Consider the following 18789-nt stretch of genomic DNA (forward strand, 5'->3'; position numbering starts at 1 on the left):
GCTCCTGGTTCAAGGTCATTCGCGGGCCTCCGCGCAATCCGGCGCGCTGCCATCGGGCAGGTTGCGGGCCACGCCAATGCGCAATTCAGCATCGTCGCGGGCTTGCGAGGCGGCCAGCACAACCCGCTCGCCCCGGCTGTCGCACCAAGATACCATGCGCCCGAAAAACTGCGCCTCGGGCAAAGCAACCGGTGTTACGCCGTCAATTTCAGCGAGGCGCGCGAATTCGGCGACAGCCCAGTCGCGCAACGCCGCCTTGTCGGCCTCAGCCATTGGCTGGCGCGGCTGGGTCAGGCAAAACACTGCGGGAAGTTCGCGCTGGCCGGGGCTGGTGCCGGCCAGAATGACATCGACCAGCCGGTCGCGGTCGCTATAAAGCCGGTTTTCCATGCCAAGCGTCGCATCTTCGCCCAGATTGTCCAGCACGCGCAGCGGCAGGGCATTGCCCATGCGCATCGCGCCAACGCACAGGTTTGCCCCCATCGCCAGCAGCGGTTGCACACCTTCAACCACATCGCTGCGCAATTGCGGGTTTACCGCCAGCGCGGGCTGGGCAAGGCCCAGTGCAAAACCCAGCGCAAGGGCGGCTCTAATCATGCGCAACCCCCAGATAGGCATCGATCACCGCCTGATTGTTGCGAATATCATCTGGCGAGCCGTCGCCAATTTTCTGCCCGTAATCCAGCACGACAACCCGGTCGGAAATATCCATCACCACACCCATGTCATGTTCGATAAGTGCAATTGTTGTGCCAAATTCATCATTCACATCAAGGATGAAGCGGCTCATATCTTCCTTTTCTTCAACATTCATCCCGGCCATCGGCTCGTCCAGAAGCAGCAGTCGCGGCTGTGCGGCCAGCGCGCGGCCCAGTTCCACGCGCTTTTGCAGCCCGTATGGCAGGCTGCCCACCGGGGTTTTGCGAATGGCCTGAATTTCAAGAAAATCGATCACCCGCTCGACAATCGCGCGGTTCTCCTCCTCTTCGCGCGCCGCCGCGCCATACCAGATGGCCTGTTTCAGAAGTCCGGTTTTCATCTGCGTGAAACGCCCGGTCATGATATTGTCGAGCGTCGACATCCCCTTGAACAGGGCGATGTTCTGGAAGGTCCGCGCAATGCCCTGCCGGGCAATCTGATAGGGCTTCATCGGCCCGCGCCGCCTGCCTTCAAACCAGATCTCGCCCTCTTGCGGGTGGTAAAATCCGTTGATGACGTTGAGCATGGATGATTTCCCCGCCCCGTTCGGCCCGATAATCGCGCGAATCTCGCCTTCGCGAATATCAAAGGAAATATCCTTGATCGCCACCACCCCGCCAAAGCGCAGCGTGATGTTTTTCATCTCCATCAAGGTGCCGCCAATCGTGCGGCCATCGGGGGTGGTGTATGATTCTGCTGCCGCGCTCACGCCGCCACCGCCTTTTCTGCGGCAACCTTGGCATCCTCAATCCGCAATGTGGCCTTGATCTTGCCCTTGCGGCCATCCTCATAGGTCACTTCGGTTTCGGTATAAATTTCGCTTTTCCCGCCATAAAGCGCGCCGATCAGATCATCGAATTTCGCTTCCACAATCTTGCGGCGCACCTTGCGGGTGCGGGTCATTTCGCCGTCATCCGCGTCCAGTTCCTTGTGCAAAATCATGAACCTATGCACCTGACAGCCGGCCAGCATATCATCCTGCGCCACGCTCTCATTCACCGCCGCCACATGCGCTGCGACCATTTCATACACCCGCGGATGCCCCGCCAGTTCCTGATAGCTCGCATAGGCGATGTTGTTGCGCTCGGCCCAGTTGCCCACGGCGCCCAGGTCGATATTGATGAAGGCCGTGCAAAAATCCCGCCCGTTGCCGAACAGCACGGCTTCCAGAATCTCGGGGAAGAATTTCAGCTTGTTTTCAACGTATTTCGGCGCAAACAGCCGCCCATCGGCCATTTTGCCCACATCCTTGGCGCGGTCGATAATCCGCAAATGCCCCGAGCCTTCCTCGATGAAGCCGGCATCGCCCGTGGCCACCCAACCCTCGGCATCCTTGGTATCGGCGGTGCTTTCAGGGTTTTTGTAATATTCGACGAACACGCCGGGGCTGCGGTAGAATACCTCGCCATTCTCGGCAATCTTCAGCTCCACCCCCGGGCTGGCCACGCCAACCGTGTCGGCCCGCACCTGCCCGTCGGGCTGCTGGGTGATGAACACGCTCGCCTCGGTCTGCCCGTAAAGCTGTTTAAGGTTTATCCCTAAACTACGGTAGAATTCAAAAATCTCCGGGCCAATCGCCTCGCCCGCCGTATAGCCCACGCGCACGCGGCTTAGGCCGAGCGTGTTTTTCAGCGGCGCATAAACCAGAATATTGCCCAAGGCATATTTCAGCCGCGCACCCAACCCCACCGGCTTGCCATCCAGCAAGGCTGGCCCCACCTTTTTGGCATGGGCCATGAAGTGGCGGAACATGCGCTGCTTGATCTTGCTGGCATCCTGAATGCGGATCATCACATTGGTCAGCAGCCCCTCAAAAAACCGTGGCGGGGCGAAAAAATAACTCGGCCCGATCTCCCGCAGATCACTTTGCATCGTGTCGGGGCTTTCGGGGCAGGCCACGCAGAACCCGCTCCACAAAGCCTGGCCCATTGAAAAAATGAAATCGCCCACCCAGGCCATTGGCAGGTAGGCCAGCACAATATCGCCCGCGTGCAAATGGTCGAATTCCGAACTCGCCTGCGCGGTGGAAATGATGTTGGTGTTGGACAGAACCACGCCCTTGGGTTTGCCCGTGGTGCCAGAGGTATAGAGCATCACGCAGGTCGAGCCTGGCGCAAGCGCCGCCTTGCGCGCGGCCAGTTCCGCACCCAGTTTCGCCTTGGCCGCACGGCCCTTTTCCTGCACACCCGCATAGGCGTGCAAATGGACGTGGTCGTATTTGCGTAAACCCCGCGGGTCGAGATAGATCATCTCTTTCACCGCTTGCACCTGTTCGGCAATTTCCAGAACCTTGTCGACCTGTTCCTGATCACCCGCCACCACAAACCGCGCGCCGCAATGCTCCAGCACATAGGCCATTTCTTCGGCATTCGCGTCTTGATACAGCGGCACGGGAATAGCGCCCGCCGCCTGTGCGGCCAGCATTGCCCAGTAAAGCGCCGGGCGGTTGCGGCCGATCACGGCCACATAATCGCCCGTGTTCAACCCCAGCGCCATCATGCCAAGCGCCAGCGCCTCCACCTCTTCGGCGGCCTCGGCCCATGTCCAGCTTTGCCAGATTCCGTATTCTTTTTCGCGATAAGCGGCACGGTTTCCGCGCTCGGCCGCATTGCGCGCCAACAGCTTCGGAAACGTCTCAAGCCCGCTGGCCAGAACGTTGGTCACCATGCGTATCTCCTCCCAGCCGGTTGCCCAGCCCCCTTCGGGTATCCGCAACGCTCATCCCGGCGTTTGAGACCAGAATTATCTGGCGCGAACGGGTGTAGCTTAGCAAGATTCATTCATCGGGCAAGGATTAAATTGAACCATCGTTCAGTTAATCCGAAAATCACTTGGCCAAGCCGAATTCTCCGCGCTAGGCTTTGGCCTATGGCGTATGATTACAACACCCTTTACCGCGAAAACCCCAATGCCTTGGGCGCACCTTTTGCCGAATTTGTTCAATTCTTTGAAGGGTCAGGCTCTGGGAAGCTGCGCGTGCTGGATATCGGCTGCGGCCAAGGGCGCGATGCCTTGTTCATCGCGCGGTTGGGCCATGCGGTAACCGGCGTTGATCTGGCCGAGGCCGGAATCGCAGATATGCTCGCCGCCGCCAAGGCTGAAAACCTGTCTATTCAAGGCGCTGTTGCCGATATCCGCAGCTACCAGCCCGACGGGCTGTTCGATATTCTGCTCATCGACCGCACGCTGCATATGCTGCTCGATGCAGACGAACGCCACGCCGCTTTCGCATCGCTTCTCGCCCATCTCGCCATTGGCGGCACGCTACTTTTGGCCGATGAAAAATCCAACATGGCCGGGCTGCGCGGGGTGATGGAGGCGACAGGCCGCACCTGGAAAACCCTGCTCAAAAAGCCGGGAATGCTGATCGCGCGGTCCTAAGCGGCAACCGGAATCATCGTGCCCTGTAATGCGGCCACCTGCTTGCGCGCACCATCGCCGCCTTCAGACCAGACATCCGCCGCCACGATAACCAGCCGTCGCCCGGCTTTCAGCACGCGCCCCGCGGCCAGCAGCCGCCCGGCGGCGGGTGCCATCAGGTTGATCTTCATTTCAACGGTCAGCACCTCGGCCTCAAGCGGCATCACGCTCAGCGCCGCATAGCCCGCCGCACTATCGCCCAGCGCAAACACCATGCCCGCATGGGCAAAGCCCTGCTGCTGGGAAAAGGCGGGTGCAACATCGGCGGCAATATCCACCCGCCCCGCCTCCATGCGCGCCAGCGTCGCCCCGAAGCTCGCCATCAGCCCTTGCCGCGCAAAACTCGCACGAATTTTCGCGGCGATGTCGGGGGAAAGCGCGCTCATCGCGACCGCACAAAGCCCACAATATCATAGGCTTTGTGCAAATTCGGCGTCGCAATTGCCGCCGCCCGTTCCGCACCCTGCCCCAAAATCCGGTCCAACTCATCCGGTGCCTGCATCAGCCGCGCCATTTCGGTTGAAATCGGTGCAAGCTTGGCCACGGCAAGCTCCGCCAAGGCCGGTTTGAACGCACCCCAGCCCGCGCCCGCATATTCAGCCACCACGGCCTCCACGCTCTGCGCGCTCAACGCTGCATAAATATCCACCAAGTTGCGCGCCTCGGGGCGGCCATCCAGCCCCTTCACCTCGCCCGGAATCCCGTCCGGATCGGTCCGCGCTTTCTTGAACTTCTTGGCGATGGTCTCGGCATCATCTGTCATGTTGATGCGCTCCATATCGCTTTCGCCCGATTTCGACATTTTCTTGGTCGCATCGCGCAGGTTCATCACCCGCGTGGCTGGCCCCTCAATCACTGGCTCGGGCATGGGGAAGAAGCCCGGAACGCCAAAATCATTGTTGAATTTGGCTGCAATATCGCGCGTCAGCTCCACATGCTGCTTCTGGTCCTCGCCCACCGGCACATGGGTGGCGTGGTAAACCAGAATATCGGCCGCCATCAGGCTTGGATAAGCGTAAAGCCCAAGGCTGACCTTCTCAGCATTCTTGCCCGCCTTGTCCTTGAACTGGGTCATGCGGTTCATCCAGCCCATGCGCGCCACGCAGTTGAACAGCCAGCCAAGCTCGGCATGGGCCGAAACCTGGCTTTGGTTGAACAGGATGGATTTTGCCGGGTCCAGCCCCGCCGCAACATAGGCGGCCACAAGCTCGCGTGTCGCGTAACGCAGTTGCGCGGGGTCTTGCCACACGGTGATGGCGTGCAAATCCACAACGCAGTAAAGGGTTTCAACGCCGCTATCCTGCGTATCAACAAAACGTTTGATGGCGCCAAGGTAGTTGCCCAGCGTCAGCCCGCCGCTCGGTTTGATCCCCGAAAACACCCGTTTTGTGTGGGTTTGCTCTGTCATCATCGCTCTCCTGCGCGTTCTGTTTGCGGTTTATGGCCCCAGCCTTGCGCCCCGTCAACCGCCCGCATGTTGATGCGGGCAATAGACAGAGGTGCAATTTTTGCGCTAGATGCAGCCCTGAAGCGGAGCCGACATGACAAACCTCAAACCAGTTCAAAAACCCATCGCCTATGACAGCAACTCGGTGCTGAACCCGATTGCGCCGATTCTGCTGGTCATCGCGGGGGCGGCCCTTCTGCTGGAAGCCCTGTTCCAGCTCACTGACAGGGGCATCATAGGCGGCGATGGCGCGCTGGCATGGCGGCTGGAAGCCATCCAGAATTTCGGGTTTTTTGATGGCGTGTTCGAGCATTTCCGCACCAATGGGTTGGAGGCGTTCCTCAGCCAGCCGAAACTGGCGCTCAGCTTCATCACCTACCCGTTCCTGCATTGGAGCATTCCGGATGCGCTGATCGGGGCGGCGATCTTTCTGGCCTTCGGGCGCATGGTCTCGCTGCGCTTTTCCATCTGGGCAACGCTGGCGCTGTTTGGGGCGGGCATTCTTGTGGCCGGTCTCGCCTATGGGCTCGTCTCAAGCTCCGGCCAGCCGATGATCGGGCTGTTCGAGCCGAGCTGCGCGCTGATCGGCGGCTATTGCTGGACAGAATACCGTTTCCGCAAATTTCAGGGAGAGCCGGTCTGGCCTGCCTTCCGTATCCTGATATTCCTGGCGATCTTCAACCTGGTCGCCTATCTGTTCCTGCAACCGAACGACTATTGGGTTGGCCAGCTTGCCGCCTTTGCCACGGGTTTCGGCCTGTCCTATATGCTGGCCCCCGGCGCGGCGCGGCGCATTATAGAGCGGCTGCGCGGCGGCTAAGCGCGCGGCTGGCGGCGCGGCTGGCGCAAATCGGACAGTTTTGCACCACCAATCGCCACAAGCACGCCGCCATAAACAACCGCGCCCGTCAGCACGACCAGGCCAAGGGCGGCAAACCGCGCGCCGCTCCCGCCATCAAGCCAGGGGGCAAGCGCCTGGCCAAGCAGCCAGACACCCAAGCCCATGACCAGCGCCGCCGCCATTTGGCGCGGCACGCGGCGGCGCAGGCGCGCATCCATTTGTGCCGCCACGCCATAGCCGCGCGCGCCCCAAAGCAGCAGGCCCAGCATGGCCCAGCCTGCAACGCCCGTGGCCACCGGCGCGGCCAGATAGCCCAGCCACGGCATCAGCCCCACGGCCAGCACCAGATTGACCAGCATCGAGCATAGCGCATAGTAGAACGGGCGGCGCGTGTCTTCGCGGGCAAAAAACAGCGGTGCGGCCACTTTTTGCAGAACGAAGGCCGGCAGGCCCAGCCCGTAAATCGCCACCGCCAAGGCGGTGGCCGAGGTATCGCTGGCCATGAACGCCCCGCGTTCGAACAGCACAGACACCAGCAAATGCGGCACCACCAGCAGCGCCATGCCGGCAGGCAGGGCCAGCAGCAGCGCAAATTCGGCGGCGCGGTTCAGCGCCGCCTGCCCGGCCGGCCCGTCGCCCGCCGCCAGGCGGCGCGACAATTCGGGCAGCAGCACCACGCCAATCGCGATTCCCACCACGCCAAGCGGCAGTTGATACAAACGGTCGGCATAGGAAAGCCAGGCAATCGCCCCATCGGTAAAGCTCGCCACCTGACGGCCCACCAGCAGGTTCACCTGCACCACCCCGCCCGCCAGGGCCGCCGGGGCCGCAACAATCGCCAGCCGCTTCAGCGCGGGCGAAAAGCGCAATCGCGGCACAATCGTGAACCCTGCGCGCCTTGCTGCAAACCAGACCATGCCCAGCTGCGCAACCCCCGCCACCGGCACGCCCCAGGCCAGGGCATCGCCCACCGCCAGCCCCAGATACGGGGCCAGCAGCATGAAGGCGACAAGGATGACATTCAGCAAAACCGGCGCGGCTGCCGCCGCCGCAAACCGCCCCAGCGCGTTCAGCACCCCCGACGCCAAAGCCGCCAGCGAAATGAACAGGATATAGACAAACACGATCCGCCCCATGCCCACCGCAAGGCTGAAACGTTCATCACCCTCGAACCCGCTGGCCATTGCCCAGACCAGCCAGGGCATGAAGACCAGCGCCAGCAGGCACAGCGCAATCAGCAACAGCCCCAGCACGCCGGCTGCGGAATTGGCAAAGCTCTGCGCATCCTCCCCCGTTTCGATGCGCTTGGCGAACATCGGCACAAAGGCGGTGTTGAACGCCCCTTCGGCAAAAAAGCGGCGGAACATGTTGGGCAGGGCAAAGGCTATCAGAAACGCCTCGGCCACCGGCCCTGCACCCAGGAATGCGGCGATCATCACATCGCGGATGAACCCGAGCAGGCGGCTCAGCAAGGTCCAGCCGCCCACGGTGACGAAGGCACCAAGCATTCTGATCGGCTTCACGTTATCGCCTCGCGCCCGGCATCAATCGCTTCGCGCAGCCGCATTTCAACCTGTTTGCGGCGGCTTTCGGAATGCAGCTTGTGCCCGAACAGGTCTTTCACATAGAAACTATCGACCGCCTGCGCGCCAAACGTGGCGATAATGGCCGAGGATATGGACACATTGCAGGCCGTCAGCGTGCGCGCCAGATCGTGCAGCAAGCCAAGCCGGTCGCGCGTATCCACCTCGATGATCGTGTAAATCTCGCTGCCCTCGTTATCAAAGCTGATGGTCGTGGGCACGCGGAATTCCTGCTCGCGCTTTTTCAGCTTGCCACGGCTTTGCAGCTCGTCGCGGGCAATCACCTCGCCCTTCAAGATCTTGTCGATCATCCGGCGCAACCGGGTCAGGCGCGACACTTCAAACGGGTGCCCCTCGGCATCCTGAATCCAGAAGGCCGCCGTGGCCACTCCGTCGCTGCTTGTATAGGTGCGCGCATCGACCACATTGGCCCCCACCAGCGCCAGCGCGCCGGCCAGCCGCGCAAAAATACCAGGGTGGTCCGCCATCATGAAACAGGCCCGCGTCGCATCGCGCGCCGGGTCTTGTGTTATGGACGAGCTTGCACCCTCGGTCTGGCTCAGGCTCATCTCGGCAAAAATCTGATGGGTTTCGCCATCAAAACCCAGCCAATAGGGCGGATAATGCCGCGCGCATTCGGCATCCAGCGCCGCCGCGTCCCAGCCCTGCAGGGCGGCGCGCAAAGCGGCCTTGGCCTCGGCCTCGCGCTCTTTGGCGCTGGCAGTCTGGCTGCCATCGGTCAGGCAATCCAGCGCCTGGGCGTGCAAATCGCGCAGCAGCATGGCCTTCCAGTTGTTCCATGTCGTCGGCCCCACGCCGCGAATATCGCAGACCGTCAGCACGGTCAGCAGGTTCAGCCGCGTGACCGATTTCACCTGCCGGGCAAAATCCTGCGCCGTGCGCGGGTCCGACAGGTCGCGCTTTTGCGCCACATCCGACATCAGCAAATGGTTTTCCACCAGCCAGACAACGGTATCCACCTCGCCCGGCTCCAGCCCCAGGCGCGGGGCCACCTTGCGGGCAATTTCTGCGCCCGCAAGCGCATGATCGCCGGGCAGACCCTTGCCAATGTCATGCAGCATCAGCGCCACATACATCACCCGCCGGTTCACGCCGCGCTTCAAAATCCCGCTGGCCACGGGCAGGTCTTCCACCAGCGCGCCCGCCTCAAGCTGCGCCAGCACCGAAATGCACTGGATCGTGTGTTCATCGACTGTGTAGGCGTGATACATATTGAACTGCATCATCGCCACGATCCGGCCGAATTCCGGCATGAACGCCCCCAGAAAGCCAAGCTCGTTCATGCGGCGCAGCGCGCGTTCGGGGTTGTTGTGATCCAGCAGCAATTCCATGAAAATTTCATTGGCCCGCGGGTCGTGAATGAAATTTTCATCAATCATGTCAAGGTTGCGGGCCACCACGCGCATGGCATCGGGGTGGATCAGCGTTTCGGTTTTCAGCGCCTCTTCAAACAGCTCCATGAAGTTGCGCGGATCAGAGGCAAACACCTTCTTGTCATCCACATTCAGCCGCCCATGCGTCAGATTGAAACCTTCCGGCAGGCCGCCGCGCCCAAAGGTAAAGGCGTTGCGCAGCGTCGTGCCAAGGCTGGCGCGCTTTTTCACATGCTGGGCCTCCAGCCCGCTCAGGAATACGCGCGTCAACTCGCCCACATCCTTGGCATGAAGGAAATAGCTTTGCATGAACCATTCGACACCGCGCATCCCGTCATGGTCGATAAAGCCAAGCCGGGCGGCGACATCGACCTGGTTGTTGAAGGTCAGTTGCTCGGTCGCGCGCCCGTTGAGCAGGTGCAACTGGCAGCGCACCGTCCACAAAAAGCTTTCGGCCTGGTCCAGCACCTCGAACTCGTCATCGCGCAGCACGCCGGCCTTGACCATTGCCGCCCCGCCCTCGACATTGTTCAGGTATTTGGCAATCCAATACAGGGTTTGCAGGTCGCGCAACCCGCCCTTGCCCTCTTTGACATTCGGCTCCACCACATAGCGCGCGCCGCCATTGCGGCTGTGGCGCTGGGCGCGTTCTTCCAGCTTTTGTTCAATGAATTCCGGCCCCGTATTGCGAAACAGGTTGCGCCACAGCTTCTGGGTCAGCAACCGCGCCAAGGCCGCATCGCCACAAATGCGCCGATGCTCCAGCAATGCCGTGCGAATGGTAATATCCTCGGCCGCCAGACGCAGACAATCGTCAATCGTGCGGGTGGCGTGCCCGACCTTCATCTTCAAATCCCACAGGGTATACAGCACGCTCTCAATCACGCTCTCGCCCCAGGCGGTTTGTTTATAGGGCGTCAGGAACAGCAGATCGACATCGGAAAACGGTGCCATTTCCCCGCGCCCATAGCCGCCCACACCCAGCACGCTTAGCCGCTGGCTGGCGGTGGGCATCGGGTTGGGGTGCAGGCGGGTTTGTGCGAAATCCAGCACCGCGCGCACAATCTGGTCGGTCAGCCAGCTATAGGCGCGGGTGGCGCTGCGCGCGGCGAACGGGTCCGCCTCCAAGGCAGCGGCAATCACCGCGCGCCCCTCCTGCAGGGCCGTGGCCAGCACCGGCACGGCGCGGGCGCGCAAATCGGCCAGATCCGTGCCATCCTGAGTGGCGGCCGCAAGCGCGCGCTCCAGCGCCTTGCCGTCCAGAATCGCGTTGGGCGAGCCGATCAGCCCGCCCATCATCATATCCATATGCGTTTTGCCCAAATCTAGCTGCCAGAGGCCCCAAAGCTGCGCGGCGCGGGCGAGACGATCGTTGCCACACCCACGCCCACTTCCATCACGGCAAGGCCGCGCTGGTTGGTGCCATTGGCATTGAAGCGGAAGACACCGTTCACACCGGCAAACCCCTCGGGGCTGGTCAGGCGTGCGGCCGAAAACGCGCTGCTGGCCCCTTCGGCGCGGGCGCTGGCAATCATCGCGCCCACGGCGGCAATCGCGTCATAGGCCAGGCCCGAAAGGTTGTGCGGCTCAGCCCCATAGGCCGCCAGATAGCGCGCCTCGAACTGCGCGGTCAGGTCGGGGTCGGGCACGGCAAACCAGCCACCCTCAAGGCTGGGCGCATCCAGCATTTCCGGGCTGGTGTCCCAGCGGGTCAGCCCCATGAACTGCGCATCGCGCCCGCCGCGATAGTTGCGCGTGGCCAGGCTTGCGGCCATATAGCCAACGCCGCCAAGCGGGCTGTCGGTGAAAAACACCGCATTGGCGCCGCTGCCTTTCAGCGCGGGGGCAATTTCATCGGCACGGTCGCTCATTTCCTGAATGTTGCGCGCGTAGTTCAGCGTGGTGACAAGGTTGCCGCCATTGCGGCCAATCGCGCCCGCAACCGCTGCGCGCCCGGCCTCACCCTCCAGCCCGTCCTGGTGGACAATGGCAAAGCGGTTCATTCCCTGGCTGACCGAATAGCTGACCAGCCGGTCGGCGACCGACTCAAAGGTCACGCCCATCAGAAATACATTGCCCCCCGCCACGCTGGTATTGTTTGAAAAGCTCAGCACGTTCAAACCCGCGCTGCGCGCCACGCTCGCCGCCGCGGTTGTGGCGGGCGAAAACAATGGCCCGACGATAATTTGCGCACCTTCCGCAACCGCGCGTGTGGCGGCACTTGTCGCCATTTCAGCCGTGCCCGCGGTTTCATAGACCCGCACATCGACCACCGCGCCACGAATATCGCTTTGCGCCATGCGGGCGGCGTTGATCAGCGATTGCGCCAATTGGTCGGTTACCTCATTGCCCGAGCCGAGCGGCACCAGCAGCGCCACGATCACCGGTTCATTCGGGTCCACCGCGCGGGTGGCGGCGGGCAGGGATTCACAGGCGGCAAGGCCCGAAAAGGCCAATACAAGGGCCAGCGGCTTGAAAAATCTCTTAAACGGCGCGAACATGGCCAATCCTCATTTTGGCGCCCATCAATGCGGGCGGCGTTTGGAACGGTTGTATTGTAAAACGTCCGATGCGAAAAGGTAAGGCGTGAGCCGCCACATGTAAACGACCGGAATTTTCATATGCCCAGCGCCCCCAGCCTTGCCCCCGGTCTGTATCTGGTGGCCACGCCCATCGGGGCGGCGCGCGACATTACCCTGCGCGCGCTCGATATTCTGGCCAGCGCCGATATGCTTGCGGCGGAAGATACCCGCAACACCCGCCACCTGATGGAGATTCACGGCATCGCGCTCAATGGCCGCAAAATCCTGCCTTATCATGACCATAACGGCGCACAGCAGCGCCCGCGCCTGCTGGCTGCCGTGGCCGAAGGGCGAAGCCTGGCCTATGTTTCCGATGCCGGCACCCCTATGGTGGCCGACCCCGGCTATGCGCTCGCCCAAGGGATGATCGCCCAGGGCCTGCCGGTTTATGCCGCCCCCGGTGCCTCGGCCCTGCTTGCCGCCCTGGCCGTGGCCGGCCAGCCGACCGACCGGTTCATGTTTGCAGGCTTTCCGCCCCCCAAGGCGGCGGCGCGCGCCCGCTTTCTGGCCGATCTGGCCGCCGTGCCCGCCACGCTGGTGTTTTACGAATCACCCCGCCGCCTGGCCGATTGCCTTGCCGGCATGGCCACGGCCTATGGCGATGCGCGCCCGGCTTCGGTGTGCCGCGAGCTGACGAAAAAATTCGAGCAGGTGCGCCGGGGCGCGCTTGGCACCCTGGCCGCTGAATATGCCGCCGAACCGGCCCCGCGCGGCGAAGTCGTCATCGTTCTTGGCCCGCCTGTCGCCATTCAACGCTCTGCCGAGACGTTGGATTCGGCCCTGACCAGCGCCTTGGCGAACCACTCGCTCAAAGATGCCGTGGCCGCCGTGGCCGAGGCACTCGACCTGCCGCGCAAACAGGTCTATGCCCGCGCGCTCGACCTTGCCAAATGAGCGGGCGCAACTACCAGAACGGCCTTGCCGCCGAAGACATCGCCACGCGCCATTACACCGCCTTGGGCGCCACCCTGCTGGCCAGCCGCTGGCGCAGCAAAGCTGGCGAGATCGACCTGATCTTCCGGCATGGCGAAACCGTGCTGTTCGTCGAGGTCAAGGCCCGCCGCAGCCATGATGCCGCCGCCGCGGCGCTGGCCCCCAAACAGGCCGCCCGCCTGCTGGCCGCTGCCGAAATCTATCTCGCAACCCAATGCCCGGCCAACCAGAATGCCCGCTTCGACCTTGCGCTCGTCAACCGCACGGGCGCGCTCGAAATCCTGCAAAACTGCTTTCAATAAACCGCGCCAGCCCCTAGCCTTGCATCATGTCCAGCTTCACCGATGCCCAAGCCGTTGCGAATTATGCCAGCCGCCCCGCCCAGCAGGTGCCCGGCTTTCACGACCTTCAGCGCATGGCCGCGATTCTGCTGGCCGAACGCGCGCCTGACAATGCCGAAATCCTCGTGCTTGGTGCCGGTGGCGGGCTTGAACTCAGGGCTTTCGCCCAGCGCCACCCGAACTGGCGCTTCACGGGCGTTGACCCTTCGGCCGAAATGCTTGCCCTCGCCCGCCAAACCCTTGGCCCGCTGGCCGCGCGCGCCACGCTGGTTAAGGGCTATATCGACACCGCGCCCCCCGGCCCGTTCGATGGCGCAACCTGCATCCTCACCCTGCATTTCGTGCCGCGCGCTGAACGCGTCAACACCCTTGCCGAACTGCGCCGCCGCCTCAAATCCGGCGCGCCGCTGATCATCGCGCATCACAGCTTTCCCGCCGGTCAGGCCGAAAGCTGGCTCAACCGCTATGCCGATTTTGCCACGCCCGATGGTGCCGACCCCGCCAAAGCCCGCGCAGGCGCGCAGGCCATCGCGCAAAAGCTGCCCATCCTGTCACCCGAAGACGAAATGGCCGCGCTAACCGAAGCCGGCTTCACCGAAATTGCCCAATTCTATCAGGGCTTCACCTTTCGCGGCTGGGTCGCCACCGCGCCATGAATGCAGGCTAGAATGCTCACAAATTCCGATATTGCCGACCTCACCGCCTTTCGCCGCGCGTTGCACAAATTCCCCGAAATTTCGGGGCAAGAGGCTGAAACCGCCAAGCGCATCACCGCAGCCCTTGGCCCGCTTCACCCAAGTAAAATCCTCACCGGTCTTGGCGGCCACGGCGTTGCTGCGGTGTTTGACAGCGGCGCAGCCGGCCCCACCGTGCTGTTCCGCGCCGAGCTTGATGCGCTGCCAATTCCCGAAATCTCCACCGCCCCGTGGCGCTCGCAAATCGAAGGCAAGGGGCATTTATGCGGGCATGACGGGCATATGACCATGCTGCTCGGCCTCGGCCGCCTGCTTGCCCGCAGCCCCATCGCCACGGGCCGCGTGGTGCTGATGTTCCAACCGGCCGAGGAAGACGGCTCCGGCGCGCGCGCCGTGGTTGCCGACCCCGCCTTCGCCGCCATCGCGCCTGATTACGCCTTCGCCATCCATAACGAGCCGGGCCGCCCTTTCGGCTATGTCTCCACCCGCCCCGGCCTCATCAACTGCGCCTCGCTCGGGCTGGCCATTACGCTCAGCGGCAAAACCGCCCATGCCGCCAACCCCGAAGACGGGCGCTCGCCCGCTCTGGCCATCGCCAGCCTCATCCCCGCGCTTGGCGCGCTTGGCACTGGCGGCGAATTGGATGACGCGTTCCGCCTTGTCACCATCACCCATGCCGCGCTTGGCGAGCCAAGTTTCGGCATCGCCCCCGGCACTGGCAAACTCTTCGCCACGCTGCGCACAACACACGACGCCGCGATGGACGCCCTGCTCACCGAAGCCCGGGCTTTGGCCGAAGCCGCCGCCGCGCAATCCGGCCTTACCGCCGCCTTCGAAATCCACGACAATTTCGCCGCCTCCATCAACAATCCCGAGGCCACCGAAATCGCCCGCCGCGCGATGGATACGCTCGGCATCAAACATGGCGAAGACAATCTGCCCATGCGCGCCTCGGAAGATTTTGGCGTCTTCGGCTGGGGTGCAAAAGCCGCCATGCTCTGCCTTGGCCCCGGCGAAAACCATGCCGCGCTCCACAACCCCGATTACGATTTCCCCGACGATCTCATCCCGACCGGAGTCGCGATTTTCAACACCATCGCGCGCGATCTGCTCGGCCGCGCGAAAAATGGTTAATTCACTATCCGTTAAGGATTTAAGGGTGCTTGACTGGCCAGAAATGCACGCAAAATGCGCAAAAATGCACGAAAACGCGGTTACATTGTAACAATAAAACGCCGCCTCTTGCATCTGCGTTAACAAACGGCCAATTCTGCCCCGGAACAAAATGGAGCCCAATATGAGTTTGCGCGTCGCCTTCCAGATGGACCCGATCGGCCCGATCAACATTGATGCCGACAGCACCTTCCGCATCGCGCTCGAAGCACAGGCGCGCGGCCACAGGCTGTTTTACTACACCCCCGACAAGCTCACATTCGACGAGGGTAAAATCACCGCAAGCGGCCATACCCTGACCGTGCGCCGCGAAAAGGGAAACCACTATACCCTTGAAAAACAAGAGGTTCTGGACCTGTCCTCGATGGATGTCATCTGGCTGCGTCAGGACCCGCCCTTCGATATGTCCTACATCACCTCAACCCATATCCTCGACATGCTCCACCCCAAAACATTGGTGGTGAATGACCCGTTCTGGGTGCGCAACTACCCCGAAAAACTGCTGGTCCTGACCTTCCCCGACCTGACCCCGCCGACGATGATCGCACGCGATCTCGACATGCTGAAAGCCTTCAAGGCCAAGCACCTGGACATCATCCTCAAACCGCTCTACGGCAATGGCGGCGCGGGCGTTTTCCGCCTCGGCCCCGATGACCGCAACCTCAATTCGCTGCATGAACTCTTCTCCGGCATCAACCGCGAACCGCTCATCGCGCAAAAATTTCTGCCCGCCGTGTCCAAAGGCGACAAGCGCGTGATCCTCATCAACGGCGAGCCGGTCGGCGCCATCAACCGCGTGCCCGCCCCCGGCGAAACCCGCTCGAACATGCATGTCGGCGGCCGCCCGGAACAGGTGGACATGACCGCGCGCGACCTCGAAATCTGCGCCCGCATCGGCCCGCTTCTGCGCGAAAAGGGGCAGGTTTTCGTGGGCATCGACGTGATCGGCGACTGGTTGACCGAGATCAATGTCACCTCACCCACCGGCATCCAGGAGCTTGAAAGATTTAGCAAAATCAACGCCGCCGAAAAAATGTGGGAGGCGATCGAGGCCAAACGCACCTGACATCTTTTGCTCTTAAATATCCCCGCCGGAGGCATCTGCCGCCGCAACCGCGCGCGGCCTCAGTTCCAGCCAGACCCCGTCCGCCGCGCGCACCGTCAGATGCGCCAGCGGGCGGGGCTCCTGCCCCTCGAACAGCGCAAATTCCCAGCGTGACACCAGCATCGCCAGCAGCAAAACCCCTTCAACCATTGCAAACCCCGCGCCGGTGCAAACACGCGGCCCGGCGGAAAACGGGATATAGGCATCGCGCGCGCAGGCCTTGCCATTCTCGGTTTGCCAACGATCCGGGTCAAAGCCGTGCGGGTTGTCCCATAGCCGTTCGTGCCGGTGCAAATGCCAGGGCGACAGGATGGCCAGCGCGCCTTTTGGCAGCACGCGGTCGCGCATCGGCTCGGCTTTCACGGTCTGGCGGGGCATCATCGGCACGGGTGGATACAGGCGCAGGGTTTCGCGGAACACATCGCGGGTGAAGGCCAGTTTCGACAGGTCGGAAAACGCCATCGTCGCCGGGTCGCACAGGCTGGCCTCGCTTGCCACGCGCGCCTGGGCCTCGGGAAATTTCGCCAGCAAATACAAGGCCCAGGACAGGGCCGAGGCCGAGGTTTCATGCCCTGCCAGAAAGAATATCGCCACCTGATCGACCATGTCCTGGGCGCTGAACAGTCGGCCGGTTTCAGGGTCGGGCGTGGTCATGATCTTGCCGGCCAGATCCACCGGAATATCGCCCGCCGCAATGCGCGCCGCATGGGCGTTGACGAATGTCAGCAGGATGCGGCGAATCTCGGCCGCCGCGCGGCGCGAAGCGCGGGAATGAAAGCGCGGCACCCAGCGCGGCAGGCGCAGAAGGCCCGGAAGGTTCCAGAGCGGCTGCGCGCGCTGGTAGTTGCGAAATTCGGTGAAAACGCGGCTCGCGTCATCGCTGTCAATCGGGGTTGAGAACAATGTGCGGAAGATGACATCGGCAGCCAGATGCGCGGTTTCAAACTCCATCTCCACCCTGCCCGCCGCCAGCCGCGCCAGCGCGGCACGCCCTGCTGCCTGCATGGCCGGAAAGGTGCTGCGCAGATTGCCGCGCGCGAATGCCGGGTCGATGATGCGCCGCTGCGCGCGCCAGGTTGCGCCATTGGTCACAAACACCGAATTGCCCAGAAGCCCGCGCAAAGTATCATGGATAATGGGCGATTTCGGAAAATCATCGGGCCGGTCCTGCAGCACGGTTTTCACAAGGTCCGGCTGGTTGATGATGTAGCTGCGATAGATCAGGTTGCGCCGCTCGGCCATCCAGGCGCGGTAAAGCCGCTCGGGCAGGGCGGCAAACAGATCACCGCGAAAATCGCGGATCTGGCGGCGCAGGCTGCGGCCCCTGGGGTAGGTTTTCGGGCGGGCGGGCAACTCATCCATCTGGCCCATCCTGAACCCTGACAAAGGGTTTTAAGATGCATTGCGGCGAATTCTTGCGCCCGGCATAACGCGCCGCCAAAGGCAAAGGCCCGGCGGTTATGGCAAAATAGTCATAGTTTTCCGGCCTGGCGAAGGCGCGGTAATATTGGAAATGACGGGCGAAAAAGCGTTGTGTTTCAGCACCTTCCACGGTGTCGGCGAAGGCGGCTGAAATAACCAGCGGGTTTTGCGCCCCCTGTGGCGCCACCCCGCTGACCGCAGCCGCATCGGCAAGTGCAAAACAGCCGCCATCGGCCTGGGATGAGACATCGAGCCAGAAAATACGGCTGCTGGCGGCAACAGCGCGCAGGTTCTGGCGCAGGCGCTGCGCGGCAGGCAAAAACGACATCATCGGGATGACCTGGCCAAGCGTGAGCAGCGCAACATGGCCCGGCCCGTTCAGCCGCCCGTCGCGCAGCATATCGCCCAGCAGATCGGTCGCAAGCTGCGCGCCAAGCGAATGGCCGACGACCAGCACCTCGTCGACGCCATCATCCAGCGCGGCCTGCACCTGGTCGGCAAGCGCATTCATGCGCCGCGCAAGGTCGGGGTTGGGCCGGGCCATGTTGCGCGCCGCAAAGGCATAAAGATGCAGCAGATAGTAAATATAGGTGCGATTGTCCTGCCGGCGCAGATATTCGGCGCCGGCAAGGCTTGCGCCAAGGCCCAGCGCCAGCCCCGCCCAGCCGGCAAGCTGCCAGCCCAATGCAGCACCGGCAGTGGCGACCAGCACCTGCCCCATCAGCACCGCCAGCGGGTAGAAAACCGCCAGCATCGGCTGCCAGCGCAGGCGCAGCAGCGCCCAGAGCGCGCCACCCTTCAGATAGGTCCAGCCCGTGCGCAGGGCCAGCGGGTAAATGCCGAAAATCCCCGCCTTCATGGAACTGCGCACAAGGTCATTCCACGGCAATATCCAATGCGCGCTGTGGGTTGATCTGCCCGCCTGCTGCGCGCTGACCTGCCAGCCATAAAACGGGGCGGGGCGGCTGGCGGGTGAAAGGCCAATGCTCTGGCCGGTGATTTCGCCCTGTTTTGCCGCCTCGCTGCGGTAAATCTCGCGGTAGCGGCGCGGCGGGGCCGGGTCATATCCGGGCAGCACGAATACCGCGCGGCGGCGGATGGTTTCTGGCTTTTGCAAGGTGGCGGCGGCGCTCATGCGCCCAGCATAGGGTGCG

The 18789-nt window shown here is 62.7% G+C and carries 17 protein-coding genes; 7 read left to right on the forward strand and 10 right to left on the reverse strand.

Going from position 1 to position 18789, the window contains the following annotated elements:
* Positions 1 to 15: 15 nt before the first annotated feature.
* The 3 genes from LGT41_RS00080 to LGT41_RS00090 are packed head-to-tail and all read right to left on the reverse strand — an operon-like array spanning position 16 to position 3366.
* Complete coding sequence (locus LGT41_RS00080) at positions 16 to 597, reverse strand: hypothetical protein (protein ID WP_274127949.1); 582 nt, start codon at positions 595 to 597, stop codon at positions 16 to 18.
* On the reverse strand, positions 590 to 1408 hold the full coding sequence (locus tag LGT41_RS00085) for an ABC transporter ATP-binding protein (protein WP_274127950.1): 819 nt from the start codon (positions 1406 to 1408) through the stop codon (positions 590 to 592). The genes LGT41_RS00080 and LGT41_RS00085 overlap by 8 nt, the downstream gene beginning before the upstream one ends.
* On the reverse strand, positions 1405 to 3366 hold the full coding sequence (locus tag LGT41_RS00090; RefSeq protein WP_274127951.1) for an AMP-binding protein: 1962 nt from the start codon (positions 3364 to 3366) through the stop codon (positions 1405 to 1407). Before LGT41_RS00090 ends, LGT41_RS00085 begins: the two co-directional genes overlap by 4 nt.
* Positions 3367 to 3567: 201 nt before the next feature.
* Between LGT41_RS00090 and LGT41_RS00095 the strand changes: the two genes are divergently transcribed.
* The gene (locus LGT41_RS00095) at positions 3568 to 4080 is read left to right on the forward strand and encodes a class I SAM-dependent methyltransferase (RefSeq protein WP_274127952.1); all 513 of its coding nucleotides are present in this window, start codon (positions 3568 to 3570) and stop codon (positions 4078 to 4080) included.
* Here the strand turns inward: LGT41_RS00095 and LGT41_RS00100 are convergent.
* A complete protein-coding gene (locus LGT41_RS00100; protein WP_274127953.1) occupies positions 4077 to 4505 on the reverse strand; it encodes a PaaI family thioesterase in 429 nt (142 codons plus the stop codon). The two genes, LGT41_RS00095 and LGT41_RS00100, sit on opposite strands and share 4 nt — an antisense overlap.
* Positions 4502 to 5527 carry a tryptophan--tRNA ligase gene (gene trpS / locus LGT41_RS00105; RefSeq protein WP_274129750.1) on the reverse strand — a complete coding sequence of 342 codons (1026 nt, stop codon included), beginning with the start codon at positions 5525 to 5527 and terminating at the stop codon, positions 4502 to 4504. The genes LGT41_RS00100 and trpS overlap by 4 nt, the downstream gene beginning before the upstream one ends.
* 133 nt (positions 5528 to 5660) lie before the next feature.
* Here trpS and LGT41_RS00110 point away from each other — a divergent pair, with 133 nt between their 5' ends.
* Entirely contained in the window at positions 5661 to 6386 is a 726-nt protein-coding gene (locus LGT41_RS00110; protein WP_274127954.1) for a rhomboid family intramembrane serine protease, read from the forward strand.
* Here the strand turns inward: LGT41_RS00110 and murJ are convergent.
* Genes murJ through LGT41_RS00125 form a run of 3 tightly spaced genes read right to left on the reverse strand, consistent with a single transcriptional unit; the run spans position 6383 to position 11885 of the window.
* Complete coding sequence (murJ, locus tag LGT41_RS00115; RefSeq protein WP_274127955.1) at positions 6383 to 7930, reverse strand: murein biosynthesis integral membrane protein MurJ; 1548 nt, start codon at positions 7928 to 7930, stop codon at positions 6383 to 6385. The genes LGT41_RS00110 and murJ overlap by 4 nt on opposite strands.
* Positions 7927 to 10692: a [protein-PII] uridylyltransferase gene (locus LGT41_RS00120; RefSeq protein WP_274127956.1), complete on the reverse strand. Its 2766-nt coding sequence runs from the start codon at positions 10690 to 10692 to the stop codon at positions 7927 to 7929. The genes murJ and LGT41_RS00120 overlap by 4 nt, the downstream gene beginning before the upstream one ends.
* A 17-nt stretch (positions 10693 to 10709) precedes the next feature.
* Positions 10710 to 11885, reverse strand: a complete 1176-nt coding sequence (locus LGT41_RS00125) for a penicillin-binding protein activator (protein ID WP_274127957.1) — start codon at positions 11883 to 11885, stop codon at positions 10710 to 10712.
* Between the two features lie 120 nt (positions 11886 to 12005).
* On the opposite strand from LGT41_RS00125, the gene rsmI reads away from it, so the two are divergent.
* From rsmI to gshB, 5 genes are all read left to right on the forward strand, one after another.
* Positions 12006 to 12860: a 16S rRNA (cytidine(1402)-2'-O)-methyltransferase gene (rsmI, locus tag LGT41_RS00130; protein ID WP_274127958.1), complete on the forward strand. Its 855-nt coding sequence runs from the start codon at positions 12006 to 12008 to the stop codon at positions 12858 to 12860.
* Positions 12857 to 13201, forward strand: a complete 345-nt coding sequence (locus tag LGT41_RS00135) for a YraN family protein (RefSeq protein ID WP_274127959.1) — start codon at positions 12857 to 12859, stop codon at positions 13199 to 13201. Before rsmI ends, LGT41_RS00135 begins: the two co-directional genes overlap by 4 nt.
* Before the next feature lie 26 nt (positions 13202 to 13227).
* Positions 13228 to 13896: a class I SAM-dependent methyltransferase gene (locus tag LGT41_RS00140; protein WP_274127960.1), complete on the forward strand. Its 669-nt coding sequence runs from the start codon at positions 13228 to 13230 to the stop codon at positions 13894 to 13896.
* Positions 13897 to 13908: 12 nt separating this feature from the next.
* Positions 13909 to 15069 (forward strand): amidohydrolase, encoded by a 1161-nt coding sequence (locus tag LGT41_RS00145; RefSeq protein ID WP_274127961.1) that lies wholly within the window; start codon positions 13909 to 13911, stop codon positions 15067 to 15069.
* A 163-nt stretch (positions 15070 to 15232) separates the two neighbouring features.
* Positions 15233 to 16174 (forward strand): glutathione synthase, encoded by a 942-nt coding sequence (gshB, locus tag LGT41_RS00150; RefSeq protein ID WP_274127962.1) that lies wholly within the window; start codon positions 15233 to 15235, stop codon positions 16172 to 16174.
* Positions 16175 to 16186: 12 nt separating this feature from the next.
* Here gshB and LGT41_RS00155 read toward each other — a convergent pair whose 3' ends face one another.
* Both LGT41_RS00155 and LGT41_RS00160 read right to left on the reverse strand, forming a co-directional pair.
* Positions 16187 to 17575 (reverse strand): cytochrome P450, encoded by a 1389-nt coding sequence (locus tag LGT41_RS00155; protein WP_274127963.1) that lies wholly within the window; start codon positions 17573 to 17575, stop codon positions 16187 to 16189.
* Positions 17568 to 18770, reverse strand: coding sequence for an alpha/beta hydrolase (locus tag LGT41_RS00160; RefSeq protein WP_274127964.1), 1203 nt, complete (start codon positions 18768 to 18770; stop codon positions 17568 to 17570). The genes LGT41_RS00155 and LGT41_RS00160 overlap by 8 nt, the downstream gene beginning before the upstream one ends.
* Positions 18771 to 18789: the final 19 nt, after the last annotated feature.

The organism is Abyssibius alkaniclasticus, assembly GCF_020447305.1.
Taxonomy (GTDB): domain Bacteria; phylum Pseudomonadota; class Alphaproteobacteria; order Rhodobacterales; family Rhodobacteraceae; genus Abyssibius; species Abyssibius alkaniclasticus.

What these genes read in the sequence shown, in the direction of transcription:
- LGT41_RS00145 (WP_274127961.1), top strand. Translation starts at nt 13,909, where the DNA reads ATGCTCACAAATTCCGATATTGCCGACCTCACCGCCTTTCGCCGCGCG.
- LGT41_RS00110 (WP_274127954.1), top strand. Translation starts at nt 5,661, where the DNA reads ATGACAAACCTCAAACCAGTTCAAAAACCCATCGCCTATGACAGCAAC.
- LGT41_RS00120 (WP_274127956.1), bottom strand. Translation starts at nt 10,692, where the DNA reads ATGGATATGATGATGGGCGGGCTGATCGGCTCGCCCAACGCGATTCTG.
- rsmI (WP_274127958.1), top strand. Translation starts at nt 12,006, where the DNA reads ATGCCCAGCGCCCCCAGCCTTGCCCCCGGTCTGTATCTGGTGGCCACG.
- LGT41_RS00135 (WP_274127959.1), top strand. Translation starts at nt 12,857, where the DNA reads ATGAGCGGGCGCAACTACCAGAACGGCCTTGCCGCCGAAGACATCGCC.
- trpS (WP_274129750.1), bottom strand. Translation starts at nt 5,527, where the DNA reads ATGACAGAGCAAACCCACACAAAACGGGTGTTTTCGGGGATCAAACCG.
- LGT41_RS00090 (WP_274127951.1), bottom strand. Translation starts at nt 3,366, where the DNA reads ATGGTGACCAACGTTCTGGCCAGCGGGCTTGAGACGTTTCCGAAGCTG.
- LGT41_RS00080 (WP_274127949.1), bottom strand. Translation starts at nt 597, where the DNA reads ATGATTAGAGCCGCCCTTGCGCTGGGTTTTGCACTGGGCCTTGCCCAG.
- gshB (WP_274127962.1), top strand. Translation starts at nt 15,233, where the DNA reads ATGAGTTTGCGCGTCGCCTTCCAGATGGACCCGATCGGCCCGATCAAC.
- LGT41_RS00140 (WP_274127960.1), top strand. Translation starts at nt 13,228, where the DNA reads ATGTCCAGCTTCACCGATGCCCAAGCCGTTGCGAATTATGCCAGCCGC.
- LGT41_RS00125 (WP_274127957.1), bottom strand. Translation starts at nt 11,885, where the DNA reads ATGTTCGCGCCGTTTAAGAGATTTTTCAAGCCGCTGGCCCTTGTATTG.
- LGT41_RS00160 (WP_274127964.1), bottom strand. Translation starts at nt 18,770, where the DNA reads ATGAGCGCCGCCGCCACCTTGCAAAAGCCAGAAACCATCCGCCGCCGC.
- LGT41_RS00100 (WP_274127953.1), bottom strand. Translation starts at nt 4,505, where the DNA reads ATGAGCGCGCTTTCCCCCGACATCGCCGCGAAAATTCGTGCGAGTTTT.
- LGT41_RS00155 (WP_274127963.1), bottom strand. Translation starts at nt 17,575, where the DNA reads ATGGATGAGTTGCCCGCCCGCCCGAAAACCTACCCCAGGGGCCGCAGC.
- LGT41_RS00095 (WP_274127952.1), top strand. Translation starts at nt 3,568, where the DNA reads ATGGCGTATGATTACAACACCCTTTACCGCGAAAACCCCAATGCCTTG.